Source organism: Streptomyces sp. NBC_01116 (genome assembly GCF_041435495.1).
GTDB lineage: Bacteria > Actinomycetota > Actinomycetes > Streptomycetales > Streptomycetaceae > Streptomyces.
The window spans coordinates 1977124-1998310 of the sequence record NZ_CP108644.1 but is presented as its reverse complement, the minus strand read 5'-3'; the positions used below and the strand labels follow the sequence as shown (position 1 = coordinate 1998310).

The following is a 21187-nucleotide window of genomic DNA, read 5'->3' as shown; positions in this document are numbered from 1 at the left end:
AAAGCGTTCTTCCGGCGACTCCGGGGTGATCTTCACGACGCGCTCGCCCCCGGGCTCCCACCGTCCCCGGGTCGCTGCTGGCTGCGTACGGCGCTACTCGTCCCATCCAAGCCTCTCGCTGGGCCCAGTGTACGGGCCCGTACGGGCGACGGCCGACCGGTTATCGGCGGCGCGCGGGCGTGACCCGAGTGGCGGGACGGGGTAGAAGGACTTCCCGGCGCTGCCCGAGGCCGGATTACCGGACGGGGAGCTGGGAACAACGGAGGCAGGCACGCCACGACCGGACACGGGGAGGGCGCGAAGGCGGCGTGCCCCGTTGCCGCGGGGCTGGAGTCGATTTATCGTCCCAGCACGATTCGCGAGCAAGATCACAATATGTGAAGGGGCCGCGGCCATGGTGGCGAAGAAGACGGCGGAAGAGACCGCGGCCGAGCACGACGGCACCCACGAGCCACCGGTCGGACAGGGGGCCGCGCCCGCGAAGAGCACGGAGGAGGAGACCGCTTCCGGGAAAGCCGCTCCCAAGAGGGCCGCTCCCGAGAAAGCGGCGGCCAGGAAGACGGCTGCGAAGAGGACCACGGCGAAGAAGACCGCGTCGAAGAAGACCGCGGCCAAGAAGACGGCGACCGGCGAGAAGCCCGCCGCGAAGAAGAGCACCGCCAGGAAGAGCGCGGCCAAGAAGGCGTCGAGAACGGCCGCGGTCGCGGCCACGGAGGCGGCCCCGGCCGCCGAGCAGACGGGAGCCCACACGGTGGTAGCCAAGAAGAGCGCGAGTCGTCACGCAGCAGGCGCACAGGCCACGGCGCCCGTGCCGCCGGCCCGCGCCGCCGCCCCCGACGAGCTGGCCGTCCGGCCCGGGGAGGACCCCTGGACGCCCGAGGAGGTCACCGAGGCGCGCACCCTGCTGACGAGCGAGACGCTGCGGCTCCGCAGCGAGCTGGAGGCCTCCGGGGCCGCGCTCGCCGGGCTCATGCGGGACTCCGGGGACGGCGCGGGCGACGACGAGGCCGACACCGGCACCAAGAACATCACCCGCGAGCACGAGCTGTCGCTGGCCGCCAACGCCCAGGAGATGCTGGAGCAGACCGAGCGGGCGCTCGCCCGGCTGGAGGCGGGGACCTACGGGCTCTGCGAGGTCTGCGGTAAACCGATCGGCAAGGCGCGGATGCAGGCCTTTCCCCGGGCCACCCTGTGCGTCGAGGACAAACAGAAGCAGGAGCGGCGCGGCTGATCCGCACAGGTGTGTCGTACCCTCATCCTCAGGCAGGCACCTAGGTTGAGGGACTCACGTGGCAGAGGCGGAGCGCATCATCGGTACGCCGGACAATCCCGAGGCCGAGGGCGCGGACGAAGGCGGCAGCGCGGCAGCCGACGCGGCCGTGAACGCGGGCCGGGGCAAGCGGAAGGTCCTCGTTCTCCTGAGCGTGGCCGTCGTGGCCTATCTGCTGGACCTGGCCACCAAGATGATCGTGGTCGCGAAGCTGGAGCACCAGCCGCCGATCGACATCATCGGCGACTGGCTCCAGTTCCGGGCGATCCGGAACGCGGGCGCCGCGTTCGGGTTCGGCGAGGCGTTCACGGTGATCTTCACCATCATCGCCTCCGGAGTGATCGTGGTGATCATCCGGCTGGCCCGCAAGCTCTACAGCCTGCCGTGGGCCATCGCCCTGGGTCTCCTCCTGGGCGGTGCGCTCGGCAACCTCACCGACCGGCTCTTCCGGGCCCCCGGGGTGTTCGAGGGCGCGGTGGTGGACTTCATCGCCCCCAAGCACTTCGCCGTCTTCAACCTCGCCGACTCCGCCATCGTCTGCGGCGGCATCCTCATCGTGATCCTCTCCTTCAAGGGCCTGGACCCCGACGGGACCGTGCACAAGGACTGACCGGGCTGCGCGGAGAGCGTTCCGCGCAAGGCATACTCGACAGGTGAGTACGCACCCCGAGATCCGCACCCTGCCCGTACCGGACGGCCTGGAAGGCGAGCGCGTCGACGCCGCCATCTCCCGGATGTTCGGTTTCTCCCGCACCAAGGCCGCCGAGCTGGCCGCAGCCGGGAAGGTCCAGGTGGACGGTTCGGTGGCCGGGAAGTCCGAGCGGGTCCACGGGGGCGCCTGGCTGGAAGTCGAGATGCCGGGGGCGCCCGCTCCCGTCCAGATCGTCGCCGAGCCCGTCGAGGGCATGGAGATCGTCCACGACGACGACGACATCGTCGTCATCATGAAGCCGGTCGGCGTCGCCGCCCACCCCAGCCCCGGCTGGACCGGGACCACCGTCATCGGCGGCCTCGCCGCCGCCGGCTACCGGATCTCGACGTCCGGCGCCGCCGAGCGCCAGGGCATCGTCCACCGCCTCGACGTCGGCACCTCCGGCCTGATGGTCGTCGCCAAGTCCGAGCGCGCGTACACCCTGCTCAAGGCCCAGTTCCGCGACCGGGTCGTCGACAAGAAGTACCACGCGCTCGTCCAGGGCCACCCGGACCCGATGAGCGGCACCATCGACGCCCCCATCGGACGCCACCCCAACCACGACTACAAGTGGGCGGTCACCGCCGAGGGCAAGCCGTCGGTGACCCACTACGACCTGATCGAGGCCTACCGCGCCGCCAGCCTCCTCGACATCAAGCTGGAGACCGGCCGCACCCACCAGATCCGGGTCCACATGTCCGCCCACCGCCACCCCTGCGTCGGCGACCTCACCTACGGCGCGGACCCGACGCTGGCCAAGCGCCTCGGGCTGACCCGCCAGTGGCTGCACGCCGTGCGCCTGGGCTTCGAGCACCCGAGCGACGGCGGCTGGGTGGAGTTCTCCAGCACCTACCCGGCCGACCTCCAGCACGCCCTCGACACCATCTCCGCGGAGAGCCAGTGACCTCGGCCCCCTCCCCGTACAGCACCCGCAGGGCCGTCGAGGAGAGCGACCTCCAGGCCTGCTTCCAGGTGCGCAAGGAGGTCTTCGTCGGCGAGCAGAACGTGCCCGAGGAGCTGGAGTACGACGCCCACGACGCGACCGCGGTGCATGTCCTGGCCGTCGCGGCGGACGGTGTCGCGCTCGGCACGGGCCGGCTGCTGCACGGCGCGGACGCGGCCGGGAAGACCGGCGGCGACCCGGCCGTCGGCTCGCTGGGCCGCCTCGCCGTCAGCCGCCAGGCGCGCGGCCTCGGGGTCGGCGCGGCCCTCGTGCGGGCCATCGAGGACGAGGCGCGGGCGCTGGGCCTGGCCGCCGTCGACCTGCACGCCCAGACGCACGCCCTCGGCTTCTACGAGCGGCTCGGATATGTCGCGTACGGCCCCGAGTTCCCCGACGCGGGCATGCCGCACCGGGCCATGCGGCGGGAGATCCGACCGGCCTGAGTGCCGGTAGCGGGGGGTATCGGCCGAATCGCGCACCCCGCGTGGCAGGGTGGGAGCCCTGTTCGGCCGCTCGTGGTGTGCCGGAACCCCATGCTCCGGAAGGCGCCTCGTGGAACAGATGTCCCTGCTGCTCCTGCTGCTGCTCGGAGCCGTGGTCACGGTGCCGCTCGGCGACCGGCTGGGGCTGCCGGCGCCGGTCCTGATGACCCTCATCGGCATCGCGATGGCGTTCATGCCGTTCGTGCCGAACGTCGACATCCCGCCGGAGATCATCCTCCCCGCACTGCTTCCGCCGCTGCTCTACGCCACCGTGCAGCGCACCTCCTGGCGGCAGTTCGCCGCCAACAGACGCCCGATCTTCCTGCTGGCCGTGGCCCTCGTCTTCGTCACCACGGCCGCCGTCGCCGCGGTCGCGAACTCGATCGTGCCGGGGCTGCCCATCGCCGCCGCCGTCGCCCTCGGCGCGCTCGTCGCCCCGCCCGACCCGGTCGCGGCGACGGCCGTGGCGGGCTCCGTGGGACTGCCGCGCCGACTGGTGTCGATCCTGGAGGGCGAGGGGCTCTTCAACGACGTGACCGCCATCGTGCTCTACCACGTGGCCATCGCCGCCGCCGTCAGCGGCACCTTCTCGCTCCCCGAGGCCTTCGGGATGCTGGTCCTCTCCGCCGTCGTCGCGGTCGCCGTCGGCCTCGCGATCGGCTGGCTCACCATCAAGCTGATGAACCTGCTGGGCGACGCCACCCTCCAGGTCGGGCTGACCCTGCTGGTGCCGTTCGTCGCCTACGTCCTCGCGGAGGAGCTGATGGGCTCCGGCGTGCTGGCCGTCCTGACCGTCGCGCTGTTCCTCGCCGAGCACACCGCCGACGCCGACGACGTGCTGGGCCGGCTCACCGGAGTCACGTTCTGGGACATCGTCGACACCCTGGTCACCGGAGTGGCCTTCGGGCTGATCGGTCTGGAGCTGCACAGCGTGTTCGGCACCGCCGACGGGCACGCCCTGGAGATGGTCGGCTGGGGGCTCGCGATCGTCGCCGTCGTCGTCGGCGTACGGCTGCTGTACCTGCTGCCGGCTACCTGGCTGGCCAAGCGGCTCCACACCCGCCGCGACGTCAGCGAGGAGATCCCCACCAGCTGGCGGGAGACCGTCGTGATGTGGTGGGCCGGGATGCGCGGGGTGGCCTCGGTCGCCCTGGCGCTGGCGATCCCGCTGGAGACCGACGACGGGCGGCCCTTCCCCGGCCGTGACGAGATCATCTTCATCGCCTTCGCCGTGATCATGGCCACCCTGGTCTTCCAGGGGCTCACCCTGCCCTGGCTGGTGCGCAAGCTGAGGGTCCGGGCCGACACCGAGGCCGAGGAGGCACTGGAGCGGGACCTCGCCGTACGGGCCGCCAAGGCCGCCAAGTACCGCCTCAAGGAGATCCAGGAGGTCGAGGAGTTCCCCGAGGAGGTCATGGAGCGGCTCCAGCGCGCCGCGTACGACATCGGCGCCCGCATCAGCCCGGACATGGTCGACGAGGAGCGGCGCGAGGCCTACGCCCAGCGCGCGGAGCGCTTCAAGGCGATCGGCCGGGTCCAGCGCGAGATGATGTCGGCCGCCCGCCACGAGGTGCTCTCCGCGCGCAGCGAGCCCGGCTCCGACCCGGAGGTCGTGGACCGGGTGCTGCGCTACCTGGACTTCCGCTCGCTGCGCTGAAGATCCTCGCGGGCGGCCTCAGCCCCGGCCCGTGCGCGGGGCCTTGGAGTCGTCCCCGTCGAGGGCCATCGCCTTGTCGAGGCCCGTCCGGGGCCCCGCGCCCGTCAGCTCCGTCCACTGCTCGCCCGGCGGCAGTGCGGCGGGGGAGGTGGCGACCCGCGGGAGCGCGTACGGGTGGTGGTCGCGCAGCCAGCCGATCAGCTGCTCGCGCACCGCGCAGCGCGCCGTCCAGATGTCGTCCGCGTCCTTCGCCGTGACCACCGCGCGCACCTCGATCGTGGTCGGCGTGGTGTCGGTGACCGCCAGCGACCAGTCCCGGCCGTCCCAGGCGGCGATGTCCCCGAGGAGCTCCCGCAGCTTCGTCCGCATCGCCGCGACGGGAGCGGAGTGGTCGAGGTGGAAGTAGACCGTGCCGGTCATCTGCACCCCGCCGCGCGACCAGTTCTCGAACGGCTGGCTGGTGAAGTAGGAGACCGGCATCGTGATCCGCCGGTCGTCCCAGGTCCGTACCGCCAGGAACGTCAGGGTGATCTCGTCGATCGTGCCCCACTCGCCGTCCACCACCACGGTGTCGCCGAGCCGCACCATGTCACCGAACGCGATCTGGAACCCGGCGAAGAGATTGCCGAGCGTCGACTGGGCGGCGACACCCGCGACGATGCCGAGCAGACCGGCCGAGGCGAGCATCGACGTGCCGACCGCCCGCATCGGCGGGAACGTCAGCAGCATCGCCGCGACGGCGACCACCGCCACCACCGCGATGACCACCCGCTGGATCAGCGTGACCTGCGTACGGACCCGGCGGACCCGGGCCGGGTCGCGGCCGGCCGTCGCGTACCGCGCGTAGCTGGCCTCCACGACCGTCGCCGCGATCCGCACCACCAGCCAGGCGGACGCGCCGATCAGCACCAGGGTCAGCACCTGGCCGATCCCGGCGCGGTGGTCACGAATCCAGTCGACGCCCATCTGGCGGTAGCTGCTGCGCAGCAGCGCCGTGATGAGCACCACCTGCAAGGGAGGCCGACAGCGCCGCAGCAGCCCCCACAGCGGGGTCTCGTGGTGACGGCTGTCGGCCCGCCGCAGCAGCCGGTCGACCAGCCAGCCGACCAGCAGGGTGATCACCACGGAACCGCCGATGACGATCAGCGGGCGCAGCACGCTCTCCATTCCCTCGTCCTCCAAGCTGTAGGGCGGCCCTCAGCGCACGAATGGCACCATGGGCCTCATGAACATCATGCTTTTCCACTCGACGTACGGGCTCAGGCCCGCCGTGCACGCCGCGGCCGCGCGCCTCAGGGACGCCGGCCACGAGGTGCGCGTGCCCGATCTGTTCGAGGGGCACACCTTTGACACGGTGGAAGAGGGCATGGCCCACAAAGAGGAGGTCGGCAAGGAGGAGCTGCTGAGGCGCGCCGTGCTGGCCGCCGCGCCCTACTCCGACCAGGGGCTCGTCTACGCCGGCTTCTCCCTCGGGGCGGCGACCGCGCAGACCCTGGCGCTCGGCGACGCGAAGGCCCGCGGGCTGCTGCTGTTCCACGGCACCTCGGACATCGCCGAGAACGCCTCGGTGGACGAGCTGCCCGTGCAGCTGCACGTCGCGGACCCGGACCCCTTCGAGTCCCACGACTGGCTGAACAGCTGGTACCTCCAGATGCAGCGCACCGGCGCGGACGTCGAGGTCTACCGCTACCCCGGGGCCGGGCACCTGTTCACCGACCCCGATCTGCACGACTACGACCAGGCGGCCGCCGAGCAGACCTGGAAGGTCGCGCTCGGCTTCCTGGCCACCCTGTAGAACGCGCGACACCCGGCGCCCCGGGCGGTCGGCCCGCCCGGTGCGCCGGGTGCCGCGGAAGGCGGAGGCGTTACGCCTTGAGCGCCTTGTCGATGGCCTTCGTGAACTCGTCGGCCGTCATCGGGGCGTTCTCGCTGCCCTCGGCCGTGACCTTCTTGTCGCCCATCTTCAGCGTCGGTGTGCCCTGCACACCGCTCTCGTCGAACGACTTGGACATCTTCATGGCCCAGGCGTCGTACGTGCCGTCCTCGACGTCCTTCTGGAAGTCCTTGTTCCCCTTCAGCGCGTCGACCGAGTCCGCGACCTCGATGAGATAGCTGTCCTTGGCGAACTTGTCGTCGCTCTCCTCGGGGTGGAACTCCGCCGAGTACAGCGCGGCCTTGTACTCCATGAACGCCTCGGGGCTCACGTCCAGCGCCGCGCCGAGAGCGCTCAGGGCGTTCTTGGAGCCCTCGCCGTTGTCGGTGTTGTCGATGAAGGTCGCGCCGACGTACCTGACCTTGTACTTGCCGGCCTCGACGTCCTTCGAGACGGTCTCGCCGACGCCCTGCTCGAACGTGGCGCAGACCGGGCAGCGCGAGTCCTCGTACAGCTCCAGGGTCTTCTTCGCGCTCGACTCGCCGATCACCACGGTGGTGCCGTCGTCGCCCGAGGTGTTCTTCGGCGCGGTGACGTTCTTCGCGTCCGAGGCCGCCTCCCAGGCGTCCGGCTTGTTCAGCTGCATCACGCCGTAGCTGATGCCGCCGACCACGGCGAGGGCCGCGACGACCGAGACCGCCACGACGAGCTGCTTGCGGGTCTTGTCCTTCTTGGCCTGGGCCTCGCGCTCGGCGCGCAGCCGATCGCGGGCCGCTGCCTTGTTCGCCTGGGTGTTGCGCTTGCTCATGGTCATTCTCCGTGGGTACGTGTGTGGGGAGTGGGCGGTCCTGCCGTCGTCGTGTCGCCGTGCCCTCAGGCAGCGGCGTACGTCACGAGCGGCGGGCCCCTGCGTCCCACGCAGTGCACGAGGAAGCGGGCGCTGAGCGGCGGGTGCGGACGCCCGGCGGGCCGGGGGCGGCGGGCCGCGGCCCGGACGCCCGCGCGCACCACGGCGACCGCGACCAGCAGCGGCCGGAACGCCAGCAGGGCCGCCGCGCGCAGCAGCCCGGCCAGGGCCGCCTCGCCGCGCCGCAGCCAGGCCGCGGCGAGCAGCCCGACCGCCACGTGGGCGACGAGCAGCAGCCAGGGCACGGCCGGTCCCGGCTGCGCCAGCAGGGCCGCCGCACGGTCGCCCGCACCGGCCACCTCGGCCAGCGGGGTGCCCACCGCGCCGACGCCGGCGATCCGGGCCCCGCCCGCGCCGACCTCGCCGCCGCCGCACAGGACGTCGAAGCCCACCGCGCGCAGCGTGCCCGCGACCGGGCCGCCGGCCGCCCCGTAACAGAGGTGCTGGCCCGTGGTGAAGAGCGTGTCGGCGGCCAGCTCCAGCGGGACCAGCAGGCCCGCGATCGCCCCGAAGCCGCGCTCCCGGCCGGCCAGCGCGTACGCCACCGCGAAGACCGCGGCGGCGAGCAGCACGACCGCGGTCAGCGGCAGCGGGACCCGGGAGAGCAGCACATGGGATGCCGTGGACAGGGTGACGACGAGCGCGGTGAAGACCGCCGCGCGCGCGACCCTGAGCTGCGTCCCTGAAATGTCCATCGCCGGAAAGTGTGTCATGCGCCGAGGTATGCGGACCTTAAAAGAGGCTGAGAGTCCCCGGGCGGCCTCCGGGGACTCCGACGCCCCTACAGACCCGGGATCCGGCCGTTGCGGAAGAGGTCCACGAAGATCTGGTGGTCCGCGCGGGCTCTCGCCCCGTAGCTGTGCGCGAAGTCGACCAGCATCGGCGCGAAGCTCTCCTCGTCGGCCGCGATGGCCGCGTCGATCGCCCGCTCGGTGGAGAACGGCACCAGCGAGTGCCCGCTCTCGTCGTCGGCGGCCGCGTGCATCGTGGCCGTCGCCCGGCCCAGATCCGCGACGACCGCCGCGATCTCGTCCACCTCGTCGATGTCGGACCAGTCCAGGTCGACCGCGTACGGCGAGACCTCGGCGACCAGCTGACCCGAACCGTCCAGCTCGGTCCAGCCCAGCCACGGGTCCGCGTGCGCCTGGAGCGCGCGCTGCGAGATCACCGTGCGGTGCCCCTCGTGCTGGAAGTACTCCCGCACGGCGGCGTCCGTGATGTGCCGGGAGACCGCCGGGGTCTGCGCCTGCTTGAGGTAGATCACCACATCGTTCTCCAGGGCGTCGCTGTTGCCCTCCAGCAGGATGTTGTACGAGGGGAGCCCGGCGGACCCGATGCCGATGCCCCGGCGGCCCACCACGTCCTTGACCCGGTAGGAGTCGGGACGGGTCAGGCTCGACTCCGGCAGCGTCTCCAGATAGCCGTCGAACGCGGCCAGCACCTTGTAGCGCGTCGCGGCGTCCAGGTCGATCGACCCGCCGCCGTCCGCGAACCGGCGCTCGAAGTCCCGGATCACCGTCATCGAGTCCAGCAGCGAGAAACGCGTGCGCGACCGGGCGGCGCGCAGCGCGCCCAGCAGCGGGCCGTCCGCGGTGTCCAGCGTGAACGGCGGCACCTCGTCGTTCTTCGCGCCCGTCGCCAGCGCGCGGATCCGCTCGCGGTAGGAGTCGGCGAAGATCGTCACCAGCTCGCTGATCTGCGCGTCGGCCAGCGCCTTCGCGTAGCCGATCAGCGCCACGGAGGCGGCGAAGCGCTTCAGGTCCCAGGTGAAGGGGCCCACGTACGCCTCGTCGAAGTCGTTGACGTTGAAGACGAGGCGGCCGTTGGCGTCCATGTAGGTGCCGAAGTTCTCCGCGTGGAGATCGCCGTGGATCCACACCCGGCCGGTCCGCTCGTCCACGAACGGGCCGCCGTGCCGCTCCCGCTCCAGGTCGCCGTAGAACAGGCAGGCCGTGCCGCGGTAGAAGGCGAAGGCCGAGCCCGCCATCTTGCGGAACTTGACCCGGAAAGCCGCCGGATCGGCGGCCAGCAGCTCCCCGAAGGCGGTGTCGAAAACGGCGAGAATCTGCTCCCCGCGCTGCGCTGCGCCGGTCTGCGTTTCCGACATTTCTTGCTGCCTCCTGCTGTAGCTGGCGTGTCCGGCCGGACCGTGGGGCAACCCCGTCGAGCCCTGACCGAGTGCATGACAAAACGGACAGGTGTCCCGCCCTCTCCAACGCTCGGCGGAAGCCGGGAGTGCCCGTCGTTCGAGTCCGTCACGTCGTAGACTTCCACGCTGTCCCCCCGTCCGTCATCGCCCGACTTCCCGGAGGCCCGACGCCGTGACCAAGCCGCCCTTCACGCACCTGCACGTTCACACCCAGTACTCGCTGCTGGACGGTGCGGCGCGGCTCAAGGACATGTTCGAGGCCTGCAACGAGATGGGCATGTCGCACATCGCGATGACCGACCACGGCAACCTCCACGGGGCCTACGACTTCTTCCACTCGGCGACGAAGGCGGGCGTCACGCCGATCATCGGCATCGAGGCCTATGTCGCCCCGGAGTCACGCAAACACAAGCGCAAGGTGCAGTGGGGACAGCCGCACCAGAAGCGCGACGATGTGTCCGGATCCGGTGGTTACACCCACAAGACGATCTGGGCCTCCAACAAGACCGGGCTGCACAACCTCTTCCGGCTCTCCTCCGACGCGTACGCCGAGGGCTGGCTCCAGAAGTGGCCCCGGATGGACAAGGAGACCATCTCCCAGTGGTCCGAGGGCCTCATCGCGTCCACCGGCTGCCCCTCCGGCGAGGTGCAGACCCGGCTGCGGCTCGGCCAGTTCGACGAGGCCGTCCAGGCGGCCTCCGACTACAAGGACATCTTCGGGGCGGACAAGTACTTCCTGGAGCTGATGGACCACGGCATCGAGATCGAGCGCCGGGTCCGCGACGGGCTGCTGGAGATCGGCAAGAAGCTCGACATCCCGCCGCTCGTGACGAACGACTCCCACTACACGTACGCCAACGAGGCCACCGCCCACGACGCCCTGCTCTGCATCCAGACCGGCAAGAACCTCTCGGACCCCGACCGCTTCCGCTTCGACGGCACGGGCTACTACCTCAAGACGACGGACGAGATGTACGCCGTCGACTCCTCCGACGCCTGGCAGCAGGGCTGCGCCAACACGCTCCTGGTCGCCCAGCAGATCGACACCACCGGCATGTTCGAGGCGAAGAACCTCATGCCGAAGTTCGAGATCCCGGACGGCTTCACGGAGATCACCTGGTTCCAGGAGGAGGTCCGGGTCGGCATGGGCCGCCGCTTCCCGAACGGCGTCCCCGACGACCGGCAGAAGCAGGTCGAGTACGAGATGGACATCATCATCCAGATGGGGTTCCCGGGGTACTTCCTGGTCGTCGCCGACTTCATCATGTGGGCCAAGAACAACGGCATCGCGGTGGGCCCCGGCCGCGGCTCCGCCGCCGGTTCGATCGTGGCGTACGCGATGGGCATCACCGACCTCGACCCGATCGAGCACGGGCTGATCTTCGAGCGGTTCCTCAACCCCGAGCGCGTCTCCATGCCCGACGTCGACATCGACTTCGACGAGCGTCGGCGCGTCGAGGTGATCCGGTACGTGACCGAGAAGTACGGGGCCGACAAGGTCGCCATGATCGGCACCTACGGCAAGATCAAGGCCAAGAACGCCATCAAGGACTCCGCCCGCGTGCTGGGCTACCCGTACGCGATGGGCGACCGGCTCACCAAGGCCATGCCCGCCGACGTCCTCGGCAAGGGCATCGACCTCAACGGCATCACCGACCCCAAGCACCCGCGCTACAGCGAGGCGGGCGAGATCCGGGGGATGTACGAGAGCGAACCGGACGTCAAGAAGGTCATCGACACCGCCAAGGGCGTCGAGGGCCTGGTCCGGCAGATGGGCGTGCACGCCGCCGGCGTCATCATGTCCAGCGAGCCGATCGTCGACCACGCCCCCGTCTGGGTCCGGCACACCGACGGCGTCACCATCACGCAGTGGGACTACCCGCAGTGTGAGTCGCTCGGCCTGCTCAAGATGGACTTCCTGGGCCTGCGCAACCTGACGATCATGGACGACGCCATCAAGATGGTGAAGTCCAACAAGGGCATCGACCTGGAGATGCTCGCCCTGCCGCTGGACGACCCCAAGACCTACGAGCTGCTCTGCCGCGGCGACACGCTCGGCGTCTTCCAGTTCGACGGCGGGCCGATGCGCTCCCTGCTGCGCCAGATGCAGCCCGACAACTTCGAGGACATCTCCGCCGTCTCGGCCCTCTACCGGCCGGGCCCGATGGGCATGAACTCGCACACGAACTACGCGGAGCGCAAGAACGGCCGCCAGGAGATCACCCCGATCCACCCGGAGCTGGAGGAGCCCCTCAAGGAGGTCCTCGGCCTCACCTACGGCCTGATCGTCTACCAGGAGCAGGTCCAGAAGGCCGCCCAGATCGTCGCCGGGTACTCCCTGGGCGAGGCCGACATCCTGCGCCGCGTGATGGGCAAGAAGAAGCCCGAGGAACTGGCGAAGAACTTCGTCCTCTTCGAGGCGGGAGCCAAGGAGAAGGGCTTCTCCGACGCGGCGATCAAGGCGCTGTGGGACGTCCTGGTGCCGTTCGCCGGATACGCGTTCAACAAGGCGCACTCCTCGGCGTACGGTCTGGTCACCTACTGGACCGCCTACCTCAAGGCGAACTACCCCGCCGAGTACATGGCCGCCCTGCTGACCTCGGTCAAGGACGACAAGGACAAGTCCGCGGTCTACCTCAACGAGTGCCGCCGCATGGGCATCAAGGTGCTCCCGCCCAACGTCAACGAGTCGCTGTCCAACTTCGCCGCCCAGGGCGACGACGTGATCCTCTTCGGCCTGACCGCCATCCGCAACGTCGGCCAGAACGTCGTCGACTCGATCATCCGGTCGCGCAAGGCGAAGGGGAAGTACAGCACCTTCCCCGACTTCCTGGACAAGGTCGAGGCGGTCGTCTGCAACAAGCGCACCGTGGAATCGCTCATCAAGGCCGGCGCGTTCGACGAGATGGGCCACACCCGCAAGGGCCTCGTCGCCCACCACGAACCGATGATCGACAACGTGGTGCAGGTCAAGCGCAAGGAGGCCGAGGGGCAGTTCGACCTCTTCGGAGGCGGCGAGGAGGAGAGCGGCGAGCCGGGATTCGGGCTCGACGTGGAGTTCTCCGACATCGAGTGGGAGAAGGCCTACCTGCTCGCCCAGGAACGGGAGATGCTCGGCCTGTACGTCTCCGACCACCCGCTGTTCGGCCTGGAGCACGTGCTGTCCGACAAGGCCGACTCCTCGATCTCCCAGCTCATGAGCGGGGACTACGGCGACGGCGCCATCGTCACCGTCGGCGGCATCATCTCCGGCCTCCAGCGCAAGATGACCAAGCAGGGCAACGCCTGGGCCATCGCGACCGTGGAGGACCTGGCGGGCTCCATCGAGTGCATGTTCTTCCCCGCCACCTACCAGCTGGTCTCCACCCAGCTCGTCGAGGACACCGTCGTCTTCGTCAAGGGACGGCTCGACAAGCGCGAGGACGTGCCGCGGCTGGTCGCCATGGAGATGCAGGTCCCCGACATCTCCAACGCCGGGACCAACGCGCCCGTCATCCTCACCATCCCCACGGTGAAGATCACCCCGCCCATGGTCACCCGGCTCGGCGAGGTGCTCAGCCACCACCGGGGCGACACCGAGGTGCGCATCAAGCTCCAGGGCCCCCGCAAGACCACGGTGCTCCGGCTCGACCGGCACCGCGTCAAGGCCGACTCGGCCCTCTTCGGCGACCTGAAGGTGCTGCTCGGCCCGGCCTGCCTGGCCGGCTGAGCGGGCGCCACCGGCGACGAGAACGGCAGGAGGGGCGTCCCGCACACGCGGGACGCCCCTCTCGCTGTCTCCAACGCCAGTCTCTACCGCGAGCGGCCGACGGGTCAGTTGTGGCCGAAGCGCCGCTGATGCTTGCGGGCCACGTCGGACGGGCTGCCCTGGGCCTGCGCCTGCGGCTGGTTCTGCGACTCGTACGCCGTCGACTTGGCCTCCTCCGCGCTACGCTCCGACGCGGACGCGCGGTCGTGCTGGCTGCCCTGCTTGCGGTTCTTGTTCTTGGCCATGGTGAATGCCTCCTGTGGGGAATCCTGGGGGGCCAGGACCGTTGTCAGATTCACATGGCGCCGCAAAGGCCGCATGTTGGATCATTACCGTGCGTAGCGGTTTCCGCGGCGAGGCCCCGTTACGGGGTCCGCGCCGCCCTTTCCCCCGGCCTTTCCCCGGCCTCCACCGTCCTTTCGCCGTAGCTTCTCCCGTCCTCGCTCCCTTTCTTTCCTCTTCCTCCGCTCTTCCTTTCCGGATCCGCCACGCCGATGATCCAGTTCCGGCCGTTAACCCCTGTGCGGTCGGGCAGACTCGAAGGAAACCCTGGGTAAGCGGACCCGGTCATCGAGGAGCGGGCCGCTGAACCGTTCCCGAATTCGGAAGAGGGTGGAACGCGTGGACCGTTGCGTCGTCCTGGTGGACGCCGGCTACTTGCTGGGCGCAGCCGCGAGTCTGCTGGCCGGAGAGCCCGCCCGTTCCCGCATCACCGTCGACCACGCGGCCCTCATCCAGGGGCTGCGCGAGCGCGCCGAGGCGGACACCCAACAGCCCCTGCTGCGCATCTACTGGTTCGACGGCGCCCCCGACCGGGTGCCCCAGCCCGAGCACCGCCGGCTCCGCGTGATGCCCCGCGTGACCGTCCGGCTCGGCGCCCTGACCCGCAGCGACGGACGCTGGGCGCAGAAGGGCGTCGACGCCGCCATGCACGCCGAGCTGACCGAACTGGCCAGGAACCGGGCCTGCTCGGACGTGGTCCTGGTGACCGGCGACGGCGATCTGCTGCCCGGTCTGATGTCCGCCAAGGAACACGGGGTCGCCGTCCACCTCTGGGCCGTGCAGGCCGCCGACGGCGACTACAACCAGTCCGAGGACCTCGTGGCCGAGGCCGACGAACGGCGGGTCCTCGACCGGGCCTGGATCACCAAGGCCGTACGCGCCAAGGACCTCGGCGGCACCTGCGCCCCGCCGCCCGTCCCGCGCCCCGAGATCGCCGCGATCCTCTCCGCACCGCTGCCGGAGGCCGCCCTCGCCGCCTCCGCCGAACGGGCCTCCGAGGCCCAGGCCGCAGCGGCCCGGGGTGGCACCGCCGCCCCCGACGAGGACGCCGCGGCCCCCTCGTCCGGCACCCCGTCGGCCCCCGGTCACAAGGGCGTCCCCACCCCCAAGGACCTGGCCGCCCTGCGCGCCCACGCCACGCACCCGGACCGCCAGCACCCGCCCCAGCCCGCGAGCGCCACGCTGCGCTGGTCCTCCGACAGGGGCTGGGTGGAGCGCGGCGGCCCCCTCGGCGAGCCGGCGGAGACCGCGTCGCTGCCGACCCTCGCCCAGGTCACCAGCGCCGAACAGCGCTGGGCGGACCGGGAGGAGGACATCACCACCGTCGGCGGCGACCCCTTCGAGGTGGGCCAGGTCTTCGCCCGCCGCTGGATGGAGCGCCTGCCGGAAACCGTCCACCTGCAGAAGCTCTCCACCATGTACCCGCGCATCCCGCACCGGATCGACGGCGAACTGCTGCGGTACGCGGCCCGCTTCGGGCTCCTCGCCCACAAGGACGACCAGATCGACGAGCACGACCGCTACGCGATCCGGGCCGGCTTCTGGCGGGAGATCGACGTGCGTGCCGCGGCCGAGCACGTGCCGGCGGGGGAGTAGCCGGCCGCGCCGCCCGGCGACGCGGGGTGGCCCCGGACGCGAACCGGGGCATGTGACCCCGTACCCTCGTACCTCGTGAGTACGGGCACAGCACAGGCGCAGAGGGACACCGGCACCGTGTGCGCGGTGCGTGATCTGGTCAAGACCTATCCCGCCGTCCGGGGCCGCCGGGGCGCCCCGGCGACTCCCGAGGTCCGCGCCACGGACGGCATCAGTCTCGACGTCGAACGCGGTGAGATCTTCGGACTGCTCGGCCCCAACGGCGCCGGCAAGTCCACGCTGGTCCGCCAGCTCACCGGGCTGATGCGGCCCGACTCCGGCAGCGTCGAGGTGCTGGGCCACGACCTCGTACGCCACCCCGAGCGGGCCTCCCGGCTGATCGGCTACCTCGGGCAGGAATCCACCGCCCTCGACGAACTGACCGTCTCGCTCGCCGCCGAGACCACCGGACGGCTGCGCGGTCTCGCCGTCCGGGACGCGCGCGCCGAGCGCGACGCGGTCCTGGAGGAGCTGGGCCTCACCGCGATCGCCGGGCGGCCGCTGAAGAAGCTCTCCGGCGGTCAGCGCCGGCTCGCCTGCTTCGCCGCCACCCTGGTCGGCGACCGGCCCGTCCTCGTCCTCGACGAGCCGACCACCGGAATGGACCCGGTCGCCCGCCGCGCCGTCTGGGCCGCCGTCGACCGCCGCCGGGCGGAGCGCGGGGCCACGGTCCTGCTGGTCACCCACAACGTGATCGAGGCCGAGACCGTCCTCGACCGGGTCGCCGTCCTCGAACGCGGCCGGGTCATCGCCTGCGACACCCCCGCCGGGCTCAAGGAGCAGGTCGCCGGGGAGGTGCGCGTCGAGCTGGTGTGGCGCGAACGGGCCCCGCTGGACGTCCCCGAGGTGGCAGCCCTCCTGCCTTCCGCCCAGGAGTCCGGGCGGCGCTGGGTGCTGCGTCTGGGGCCGGACGAGGCGCGGGCCGCGGTCGCCGCGGTGACCGGCGGCGCGGCCTTCGCCGCGCTCGACGATTTCACCCTGGCCACGCCCAGCCTGGAGGATGTCTATCTCGCGCTCGGGGGAGACGCGGTCAATGCGACCAAGGGGCTGGTGAAGGCGTGAGAGGCGTGAGAGAGGCGAGAGGCGTGGGGAGCGTGAACGCGGTGAACGCGGGAGACGTGCGCGGCAGGTTGGACGTGTTGGACGTGTTGAGCGGGTTGGACGTGTCTCAGGGGAGCGGCCGCAGGTGACGAGCATCATTCCGGCCCGGACCGCGCCGTCGCCCGTCCGGCCCGCGTCCGGCTCCGCCGCCACGGGCCCCGCCCGCACCGTCGCGGCTCCCCTCGCGCCGCGCGCCCGGCTGTTCCCCTCGCTGGCCGCCGTCTACCGGGCCCAGCTCTCCCGGGCGCGGGTCGCCCGGATCCCGCTGCTCTTCGTGGCGACCTTCCAGTCCGTCGGGATCATGGTCCTGATGCGGGGCGTCGTGGACGGCGGCGCGGAGGCCCGCGCGGTGGTCGCGGGGTCCAGTGTCCTGGTCGTCGCGTTCGTCGCGCTCAACCTGCTCGCCCAGTACTTCGGGCAGTTGCGGGCGGGCGGCGGGCTCGACCACTACGCCACCCTGCCCGTGCCGCCCGCCGCGGTGGTGCTCGGAGCGGCCGCCGCGTACGCCTCGTTCACCGTGCCCGGCACGGTCTTCACCGCGATCACCGGGAGCGTCCTGTTCCAGCTGCCGATGACCCATCTGTGGGTCCTGGTGGCCGTCGTCCCGCTCTCCGGCGCGGCCCTGGCCGGTCTCGGCGCGGCCCTCGGGCTGCTCGCCCCGCGCCCGGAGCTGGCGACCCTGCTGGGCCAGCTGGGGATGTCCGCCGCCCTGCTGCTCGGGGTGCTGCCGGCCGACCGGCTGCCGGAGCCGGTGGGGTGGGCGCGCGACCTGCTGCCCTCGACGTACGGGGTCGAGGCACTGGCCCGGTCCTTCGACGCCCGCCCGGACTGGGGGCTCATCGCCTTCTTCCTCGCGATCTGCGCGGCGGTGGGGGTTCTCTCGCTGGCCGTGGCGACGTGGGCGTACCGGCGGGCCGCCGTACGCTAGCGGCGCCAAGGCGGCCGGGTGCGCATCCGGTGAGGCGCCTCACCGGGGGGCCTGGCACGATGGCACGGTGACCGCACCTCTGACGCCGCCCCACCAGCCCGGCCCCCACGACCCGTGGCAGGCCCCGCCCTCGGGCTCCCACCTCGCCGCGCCTTCGGCGGGCGATCCGGACGACCCGGACACGGCCACGGAACTCCGCCAGGCCGCCGCCGTCCTCGTCCTGGTCGCGCTCGCGGGCATCGTGCTCGGGCTGTTGTGGCTGTGGCTCGCTCCGCGCGTTCCGCTGGTCTCCGACGACACGGCCGTCTTCCTCAAGAACAGCGAGGGCGAGGAGGCGATCGGTGCGGACGGGACGTTCGTCCTGCTGGCCATCGGCTTCGGCGCGCTCTCGGCCGCCGCCGTCTTCTGGCGGCTGCGCCGCGGGGGAGTCCTGGTGGTCGTGGGGCTGGCGCTGGGCGCGCTGCTCGCCTCGCTGGTGGCGTGGCGGGTCGGCGTCTGGCTGGGACCGTCCTCCGATGTGGTGGCGCGGGCCCGGGAGGCCGGCCAGGGCGTGACGTTCGACGCGCCGCTGGAGCTGCACTCGGTGTGGGTGGCGATGCTGGCGTGGCCGTTCGTGGCGATGGGGATCCATCTGCTGCTCACGGCGGCGTTCGGGCCGCGGGACGTGGAGCCGGACTGGTCGGGGTACGCGGAGTACTACGGGCCTGTGCAGGGGCCCCTGGCGGGGCCGGGGTCCGGGGCGTCGCCGTCGTCGCCTGCGGGTGGTGCCGGGCCGGGCTAGGGCGTGTTTCGAAAGTAGCGCCGTCCGCCCGGAGGGCGGGCTCGGCGGCGTCTGGTGCGTGCGATCGCAAGGCGGAGGGTCGCCCCGATACTGGATGTATCGGGGTGATCCCGACAACGCGGCGAGCGTGCGTGCCAGGCGTCGCCGAGCAGGCGGGACTTTCGAAACAGGCCCTAGGTCGCCTGCGGCGGGCTCGTTCCCCTGCCCATCCCCAAGCTCTCAGCTTCGTTCGACCAGGGGAGACCCACTCTTCCCGAAGCCGGGGCGCTGCCCCGGGCCCCGCTCCTCAAGCGCCGGAGGGGCTGAATTTTCCCCCGGCCCCGCTTCTCAAGGGGCGGAGGGGGCTGGACTACGCCCGCGCGATCTCCGCGAACACCGCACCCGTCAGCTCCGCCAGGTCCGTCGCCGCCAGCTCGACCTCCAGGCCGCGGCGGCCCGCCGACACGCAGATCGTGGCGTGGGCGCGCGCCGACGCGTCCAGCACCGTGCGCAGGCGCTTGCGCTGGCCCAGGGGGGAGATGCCGCCGCGTACGTAGCCCGTGGTGCGTTCCGCCGCGGCCGGGTCCGCCATCGCGGCCCGTTTGCCGCCCACCGCGGAGGCCAGGGCCTTGAGGTCCAGGGAGCCGGCCACCGGGACCACCGCGACCGTCAGAGCGCCGTCCACGTCCGCCACCAGGGTCTTGAAGACACGGTCCGGGGAGACGCCGAGGGCCTCGGCGGCCTCCTCCCCGTAGGAGGGGGAGGAGGGATCGTGGTCGTAGGCGTGGACCGTGAAGGCGGTGCCCGCCGCGGTCAGGGCGACCGTGGCGGGGGTGCCGCCCGACTGCTTCTTCGGCTTCTTCGCCACCGTGAGGGGTCCTCGGTCAGTTGGGGTGGGTGGGGGCCCGGGTCAGGTCGGTCGCGGGCAACGAGGGCAGGTGCCGGATGACCGCGGTCTCCTTGCGCAGCAGCGCCAGCTCCTCGCGCAGCCGGGTCGCGGTGTCCGGGGCCTGGAGCAGACGCTGCTTGGTGGGGACGTCCAGGACCGTGGCCGCGGCGACCAGGTAGGAGATCACGGACGGGTCGTCGGGGAGGTCGGCGCCGGTCGCCAGCGACCGTTCGCTCGCCCCGGCCAGCCGCTTCTGGTAGGCGCGGAAGGCCCGCAGGACGCCCTCGGCGAGTGCTCCCGCCTCGTCCCCGTCGTCCTCGCCCGGCGGTTCCTCGGACAGCTCCTCGACCTCGGCCGTCAGATACGGGCCGCTCGCCTCGACGGACAGCAGCCTGACCCGGGTGGTGCCGGTGGCCAGGATCTCGAAGCTGCCGTCGGCGCGCTCGCGGATCGTCGCCGCGTCGGCGACGCAGCCGACCCGGTGGAAGGTCTGGATCGGATCGGGGCCGAAGCCCTCCGCCGGGGCGCGCTCGGGGGGAGGGGCGGCCGCGACGGTGTCCGGCATGCCGGTGGCCGTCGGGGCGGTCTCGCGGCCGTCGCGGATCGCGACCACGACGAAGCGGCGAGGTTCGTCCTCGTCGCTCTTCAGCAGCTCCCGCATCATGGCGCGATATCGCTCTTCGAAGACGTTGAGCGGCAGCACCAGGCCGGGGAACAGCACCGCGTTGAGCGGGAAAAGGGGAAGGCGGGCGGTGGTCACAACGCTCAAGCGTAATGGCCTCGGGGGCGGCCGTGGTCGGCCCGGTTGCGCAACGGGGTCAGGGAGGCCGCGTGGAGCCGTGCGTCGTCCCGCGCGTCCAGGAAACGGCCGAGCGCGTCCTCGGACACCGAGGCCCACGGGAACGACGTCGCGTGCAGGCCGATCAGGTTGAACTGGTGCAGCGCCTCCGCCCAGCGCCCTCGGGCGAGCAGGACGTACGCGAGGAGGTTGCGGACCTCGGCCGGCCAGGGATCGCCGGGCCGGTAGACGGCGGAGAGCCTGATCGCCAGGTCGGCCGCCGCGTCGATCCGCTCCTCCAGCACGGAGGTGGTGCGGCCCGCCGCCTGGGAGTCCAGGAGCAGGGCGAAGGCGGCCCGGACGGGGAGGGCCTGCACCAGGGAGTCGGGCAGCGCGTCCTCGGCGGCCCGCTCGGCGAAGTCGAAGCACTCGCGGTGCGAGCCGTACCAGGCGGCGGAGAGGTAGCGCAGGGCCGCCACGTGGCAGCCGTAGTGGTGCGCGGAGCGCCGTACGGCCTGCTCCCACAGCGCCTCGAAGGCGGTGTGCGTGGCGTGGGTGCCGCGGGCGTGGTCCAGGGCGAGCCGCCACGGCACGGGGTCGCGCGGGTCCGCGTCGGCGGCGGCGGTGATCAGCGGGCCGACCTCGCGGAGCCGTTCCGCGCGGGCGGGCGACTCCCAGGCCCGGTGGACCGACAGCTCGGCCTTGACCAGCAGCGCGTCCGGGTCGCGCGGGGCGGCGGCCAGCCAGTCGGCGAGCCAGCCGTCCCGGCCGCGGGCGAAGGCGACGAGCCGGCCGAGATAGCGGTCCCGGTTCTCCCAGTCGGCGGCGTCCCGCGTCGTGGCGAGCAGCTTGGCGGCGGGTTCGTAGTCGCCCAGGGCAGCGGCGACCAGCGCGGGAGAGAGCCGCTCGTCGGGGGCGTCGAGCAGCACCGTGTCATCCGCGGACGGTCCGGCGGACAGCGGAGGGCTGTGCCGGATCATGCGCGCGGTACTGAGCAGAGCGCGAAGGAATGCCATGGTGCAGACCATTGAAAAGCGCTGGTGGGGGCCGCGCCAGAGGCGTGCTGTGAAGCTTCTGTGCCGAGTGGATGGGTT

General features: G+C 71.7%; 19 protein-coding genes. 11 read left to right on the top strand and 8 right to left on the bottom strand.

Features of this window, described 5'->3' with window-relative positions:
* Positions 1-394 precede the first annotated feature (394 nt).
* The 5 genes from OG245_RS08700 (at position 395) to OG245_RS08680 (ending at position 5043) form a co-directional block, all read left to right on the top strand.
* Positions 395-1231, top strand: coding sequence for a TraR/DksA C4-type zinc finger protein (locus tag OG245_RS08700; RefSeq protein WP_371622944.1), 837 nt, complete (start codon positions 395-397; stop codon positions 1229-1231).
* A 58-nt stretch (positions 1232-1289) separates the two neighbouring features.
* Entirely contained in the window at positions 1290-1880 is a 591-nt protein-coding gene (lspA, locus tag OG245_RS08695) for a signal peptidase II (RefSeq protein WP_371622943.1), read from the top strand.
* 43 nt (positions 1881-1923) lie between these two features.
* Positions 1924-2865, top strand: coding sequence for an RluA family pseudouridine synthase (locus OG245_RS08690; RefSeq protein ID WP_030583383.1), 942 nt, complete (start codon positions 1924-1926; stop codon positions 2863-2865).
* Positions 2862-3347, top strand: a complete 486-nt coding sequence (locus OG245_RS08685) for a GNAT family N-acetyltransferase (protein WP_371622942.1) — start codon at positions 2862-2864, stop codon at positions 3345-3347. Before OG245_RS08690 ends, OG245_RS08685 begins: the two co-directional genes overlap by 4 nt.
* Positions 3348-3456: 109 nt before the next feature.
* On the top strand, positions 3457-5043 hold the full coding sequence (locus OG245_RS08680) for a Na+/H+ antiporter (RefSeq protein ID WP_371622941.1): 1587 nt from the start codon (positions 3457-3459) through the stop codon (positions 5041-5043).
* Positions 5044-5061: 18 nt separating this feature from the next.
* Here OG245_RS08680 and OG245_RS08675 read toward each other — a convergent pair whose 3' ends face one another.
* Positions 5062-6210 (bottom strand): mechanosensitive ion channel family protein, encoded by a 1149-nt coding sequence (locus OG245_RS08675; protein ID WP_371622940.1) that lies wholly within the window; start codon positions 6208-6210, stop codon positions 5062-5064.
* 49 nt (positions 6211-6259) lie between these two features.
* Between OG245_RS08675 and OG245_RS08670 the strand changes: the two genes are divergently transcribed.
* Positions 6260-6838, top strand: coding sequence for a dienelactone hydrolase family protein (locus OG245_RS08670; RefSeq protein WP_371622939.1), 579 nt, complete (start codon positions 6260-6262; stop codon positions 6836-6838).
* Between the two features lie 70 nt (positions 6839-6908).
* Here the strand turns inward: OG245_RS08670 and OG245_RS08665 are convergent, their stop codons facing one another.
* From OG245_RS08665 to OG245_RS08655, 3 genes are all read right to left on the bottom strand, one after another.
* A complete protein-coding gene (locus OG245_RS08665) occupies positions 6909-7724 on the bottom strand; it encodes a DsbA family protein (protein WP_371622938.1) in 816 nt (271 codons plus the stop codon).
* 65 nt (positions 7725-7789) lie between these two features.
* The gene (locus OG245_RS08660) at positions 7790-8518 is read right to left on the bottom strand and encodes a hypothetical protein (protein ID WP_371622937.1); all 729 of its coding nucleotides are present in this window, start codon (positions 8516-8518) and stop codon (positions 7790-7792) included.
* 86 nt (positions 8519-8604) lie between these two features.
* Positions 8605-9930, bottom strand: coding sequence for a DUF2252 domain-containing protein (locus OG245_RS08655; protein ID WP_371622936.1), 1326 nt, complete (start codon positions 9928-9930; stop codon positions 8605-8607).
* Between the two features lie 214 nt (positions 9931-10144).
* Here OG245_RS08655 and dnaE point away from each other — a divergent pair, with 214 nt between their 5' ends.
* Positions 10145-13681 (top strand): DNA polymerase III subunit alpha, encoded by a 3537-nt coding sequence (dnaE, locus tag OG245_RS08650; RefSeq protein WP_371622935.1) that lies wholly within the window; start codon positions 10145-10147, stop codon positions 13679-13681.
* A gap of 104 nt (positions 13682-13785) precedes the next feature.
* Here the strand turns inward: dnaE and OG245_RS08645 are convergent, their stop codons facing one another.
* Positions 13786-13965, bottom strand: coding sequence for a hypothetical protein (locus tag OG245_RS08645; protein WP_007456121.1), 180 nt, complete (start codon positions 13963-13965; stop codon positions 13786-13788).
* A 367-nt stretch (positions 13966-14332) separates the two neighbouring features.
* Here OG245_RS08645 and OG245_RS08640 point away from each other — a divergent pair, with 367 nt between their 5' ends.
* The 4 genes from OG245_RS08640 to OG245_RS08625 all read left to right on the top strand — a co-directional run bounded on the left by OG245_RS08640 (position 14333) and on the right by OG245_RS08625 (position 18447).
* A complete protein-coding gene (locus OG245_RS08640; protein ID WP_371622934.1) occupies positions 14333-15598 on the top strand; it encodes an NYN domain-containing protein in 1266 nt (421 codons plus the stop codon).
* 117 nt (positions 15599-15715) lie between these two features.
* Positions 15716-16699 (top strand): ABC transporter ATP-binding protein, encoded by a 984-nt coding sequence (locus OG245_RS08635; protein ID WP_371627842.1) that lies wholly within the window; start codon positions 15716-15718, stop codon positions 16697-16699.
* Between the two features lie 124 nt (positions 16700-16823).
* On the top strand, positions 16824-17666 hold the full coding sequence (locus OG245_RS08630; protein WP_371622933.1) for an ABC transporter permease: 843 nt from the start codon (positions 16824-16826) through the stop codon (positions 17664-17666).
* 67 nt (positions 17667-17733) lie between these two features.
* Positions 17734-18447: an ABC transporter permease gene (locus OG245_RS08625; RefSeq protein ID WP_371622932.1), complete on the top strand. Its 714-nt coding sequence runs from the start codon at positions 17734-17736 to the stop codon at positions 18445-18447.
* A 349-nt stretch (positions 18448-18796) separates the two neighbouring features.
* On the opposite strand, the gene ybaK is transcribed toward OG245_RS08625, so the two are convergent.
* The 3 genes from ybaK to OG245_RS08610 are packed head-to-tail and all read right to left on the bottom strand — an operon-like array spanning position 18797 to position 21121.
* Positions 18797-19294, bottom strand: coding sequence for a Cys-tRNA(Pro) deacylase (ybaK, locus tag OG245_RS08620; RefSeq protein ID WP_371622931.1), 498 nt, complete (start codon positions 19292-19294; stop codon positions 18797-18799).
* Between the two features lie 16 nt (positions 19295-19310).
* Positions 19311-20075: an LON peptidase substrate-binding domain-containing protein gene (locus OG245_RS08615; protein WP_371622930.1), complete on the bottom strand. Its 765-nt coding sequence runs from the start codon at positions 20073-20075 to the stop codon at positions 19311-19313.
* Between the two features lie 5 nt (positions 20076-20080).
* Positions 20081-21121, bottom strand: a complete 1041-nt coding sequence (locus OG245_RS08610) for a hypothetical protein (protein ID WP_371622929.1) — start codon at positions 21119-21121, stop codon at positions 20081-20083.
* Between the last annotated feature and the right edge of the window lie 66 nt (positions 21122-21187).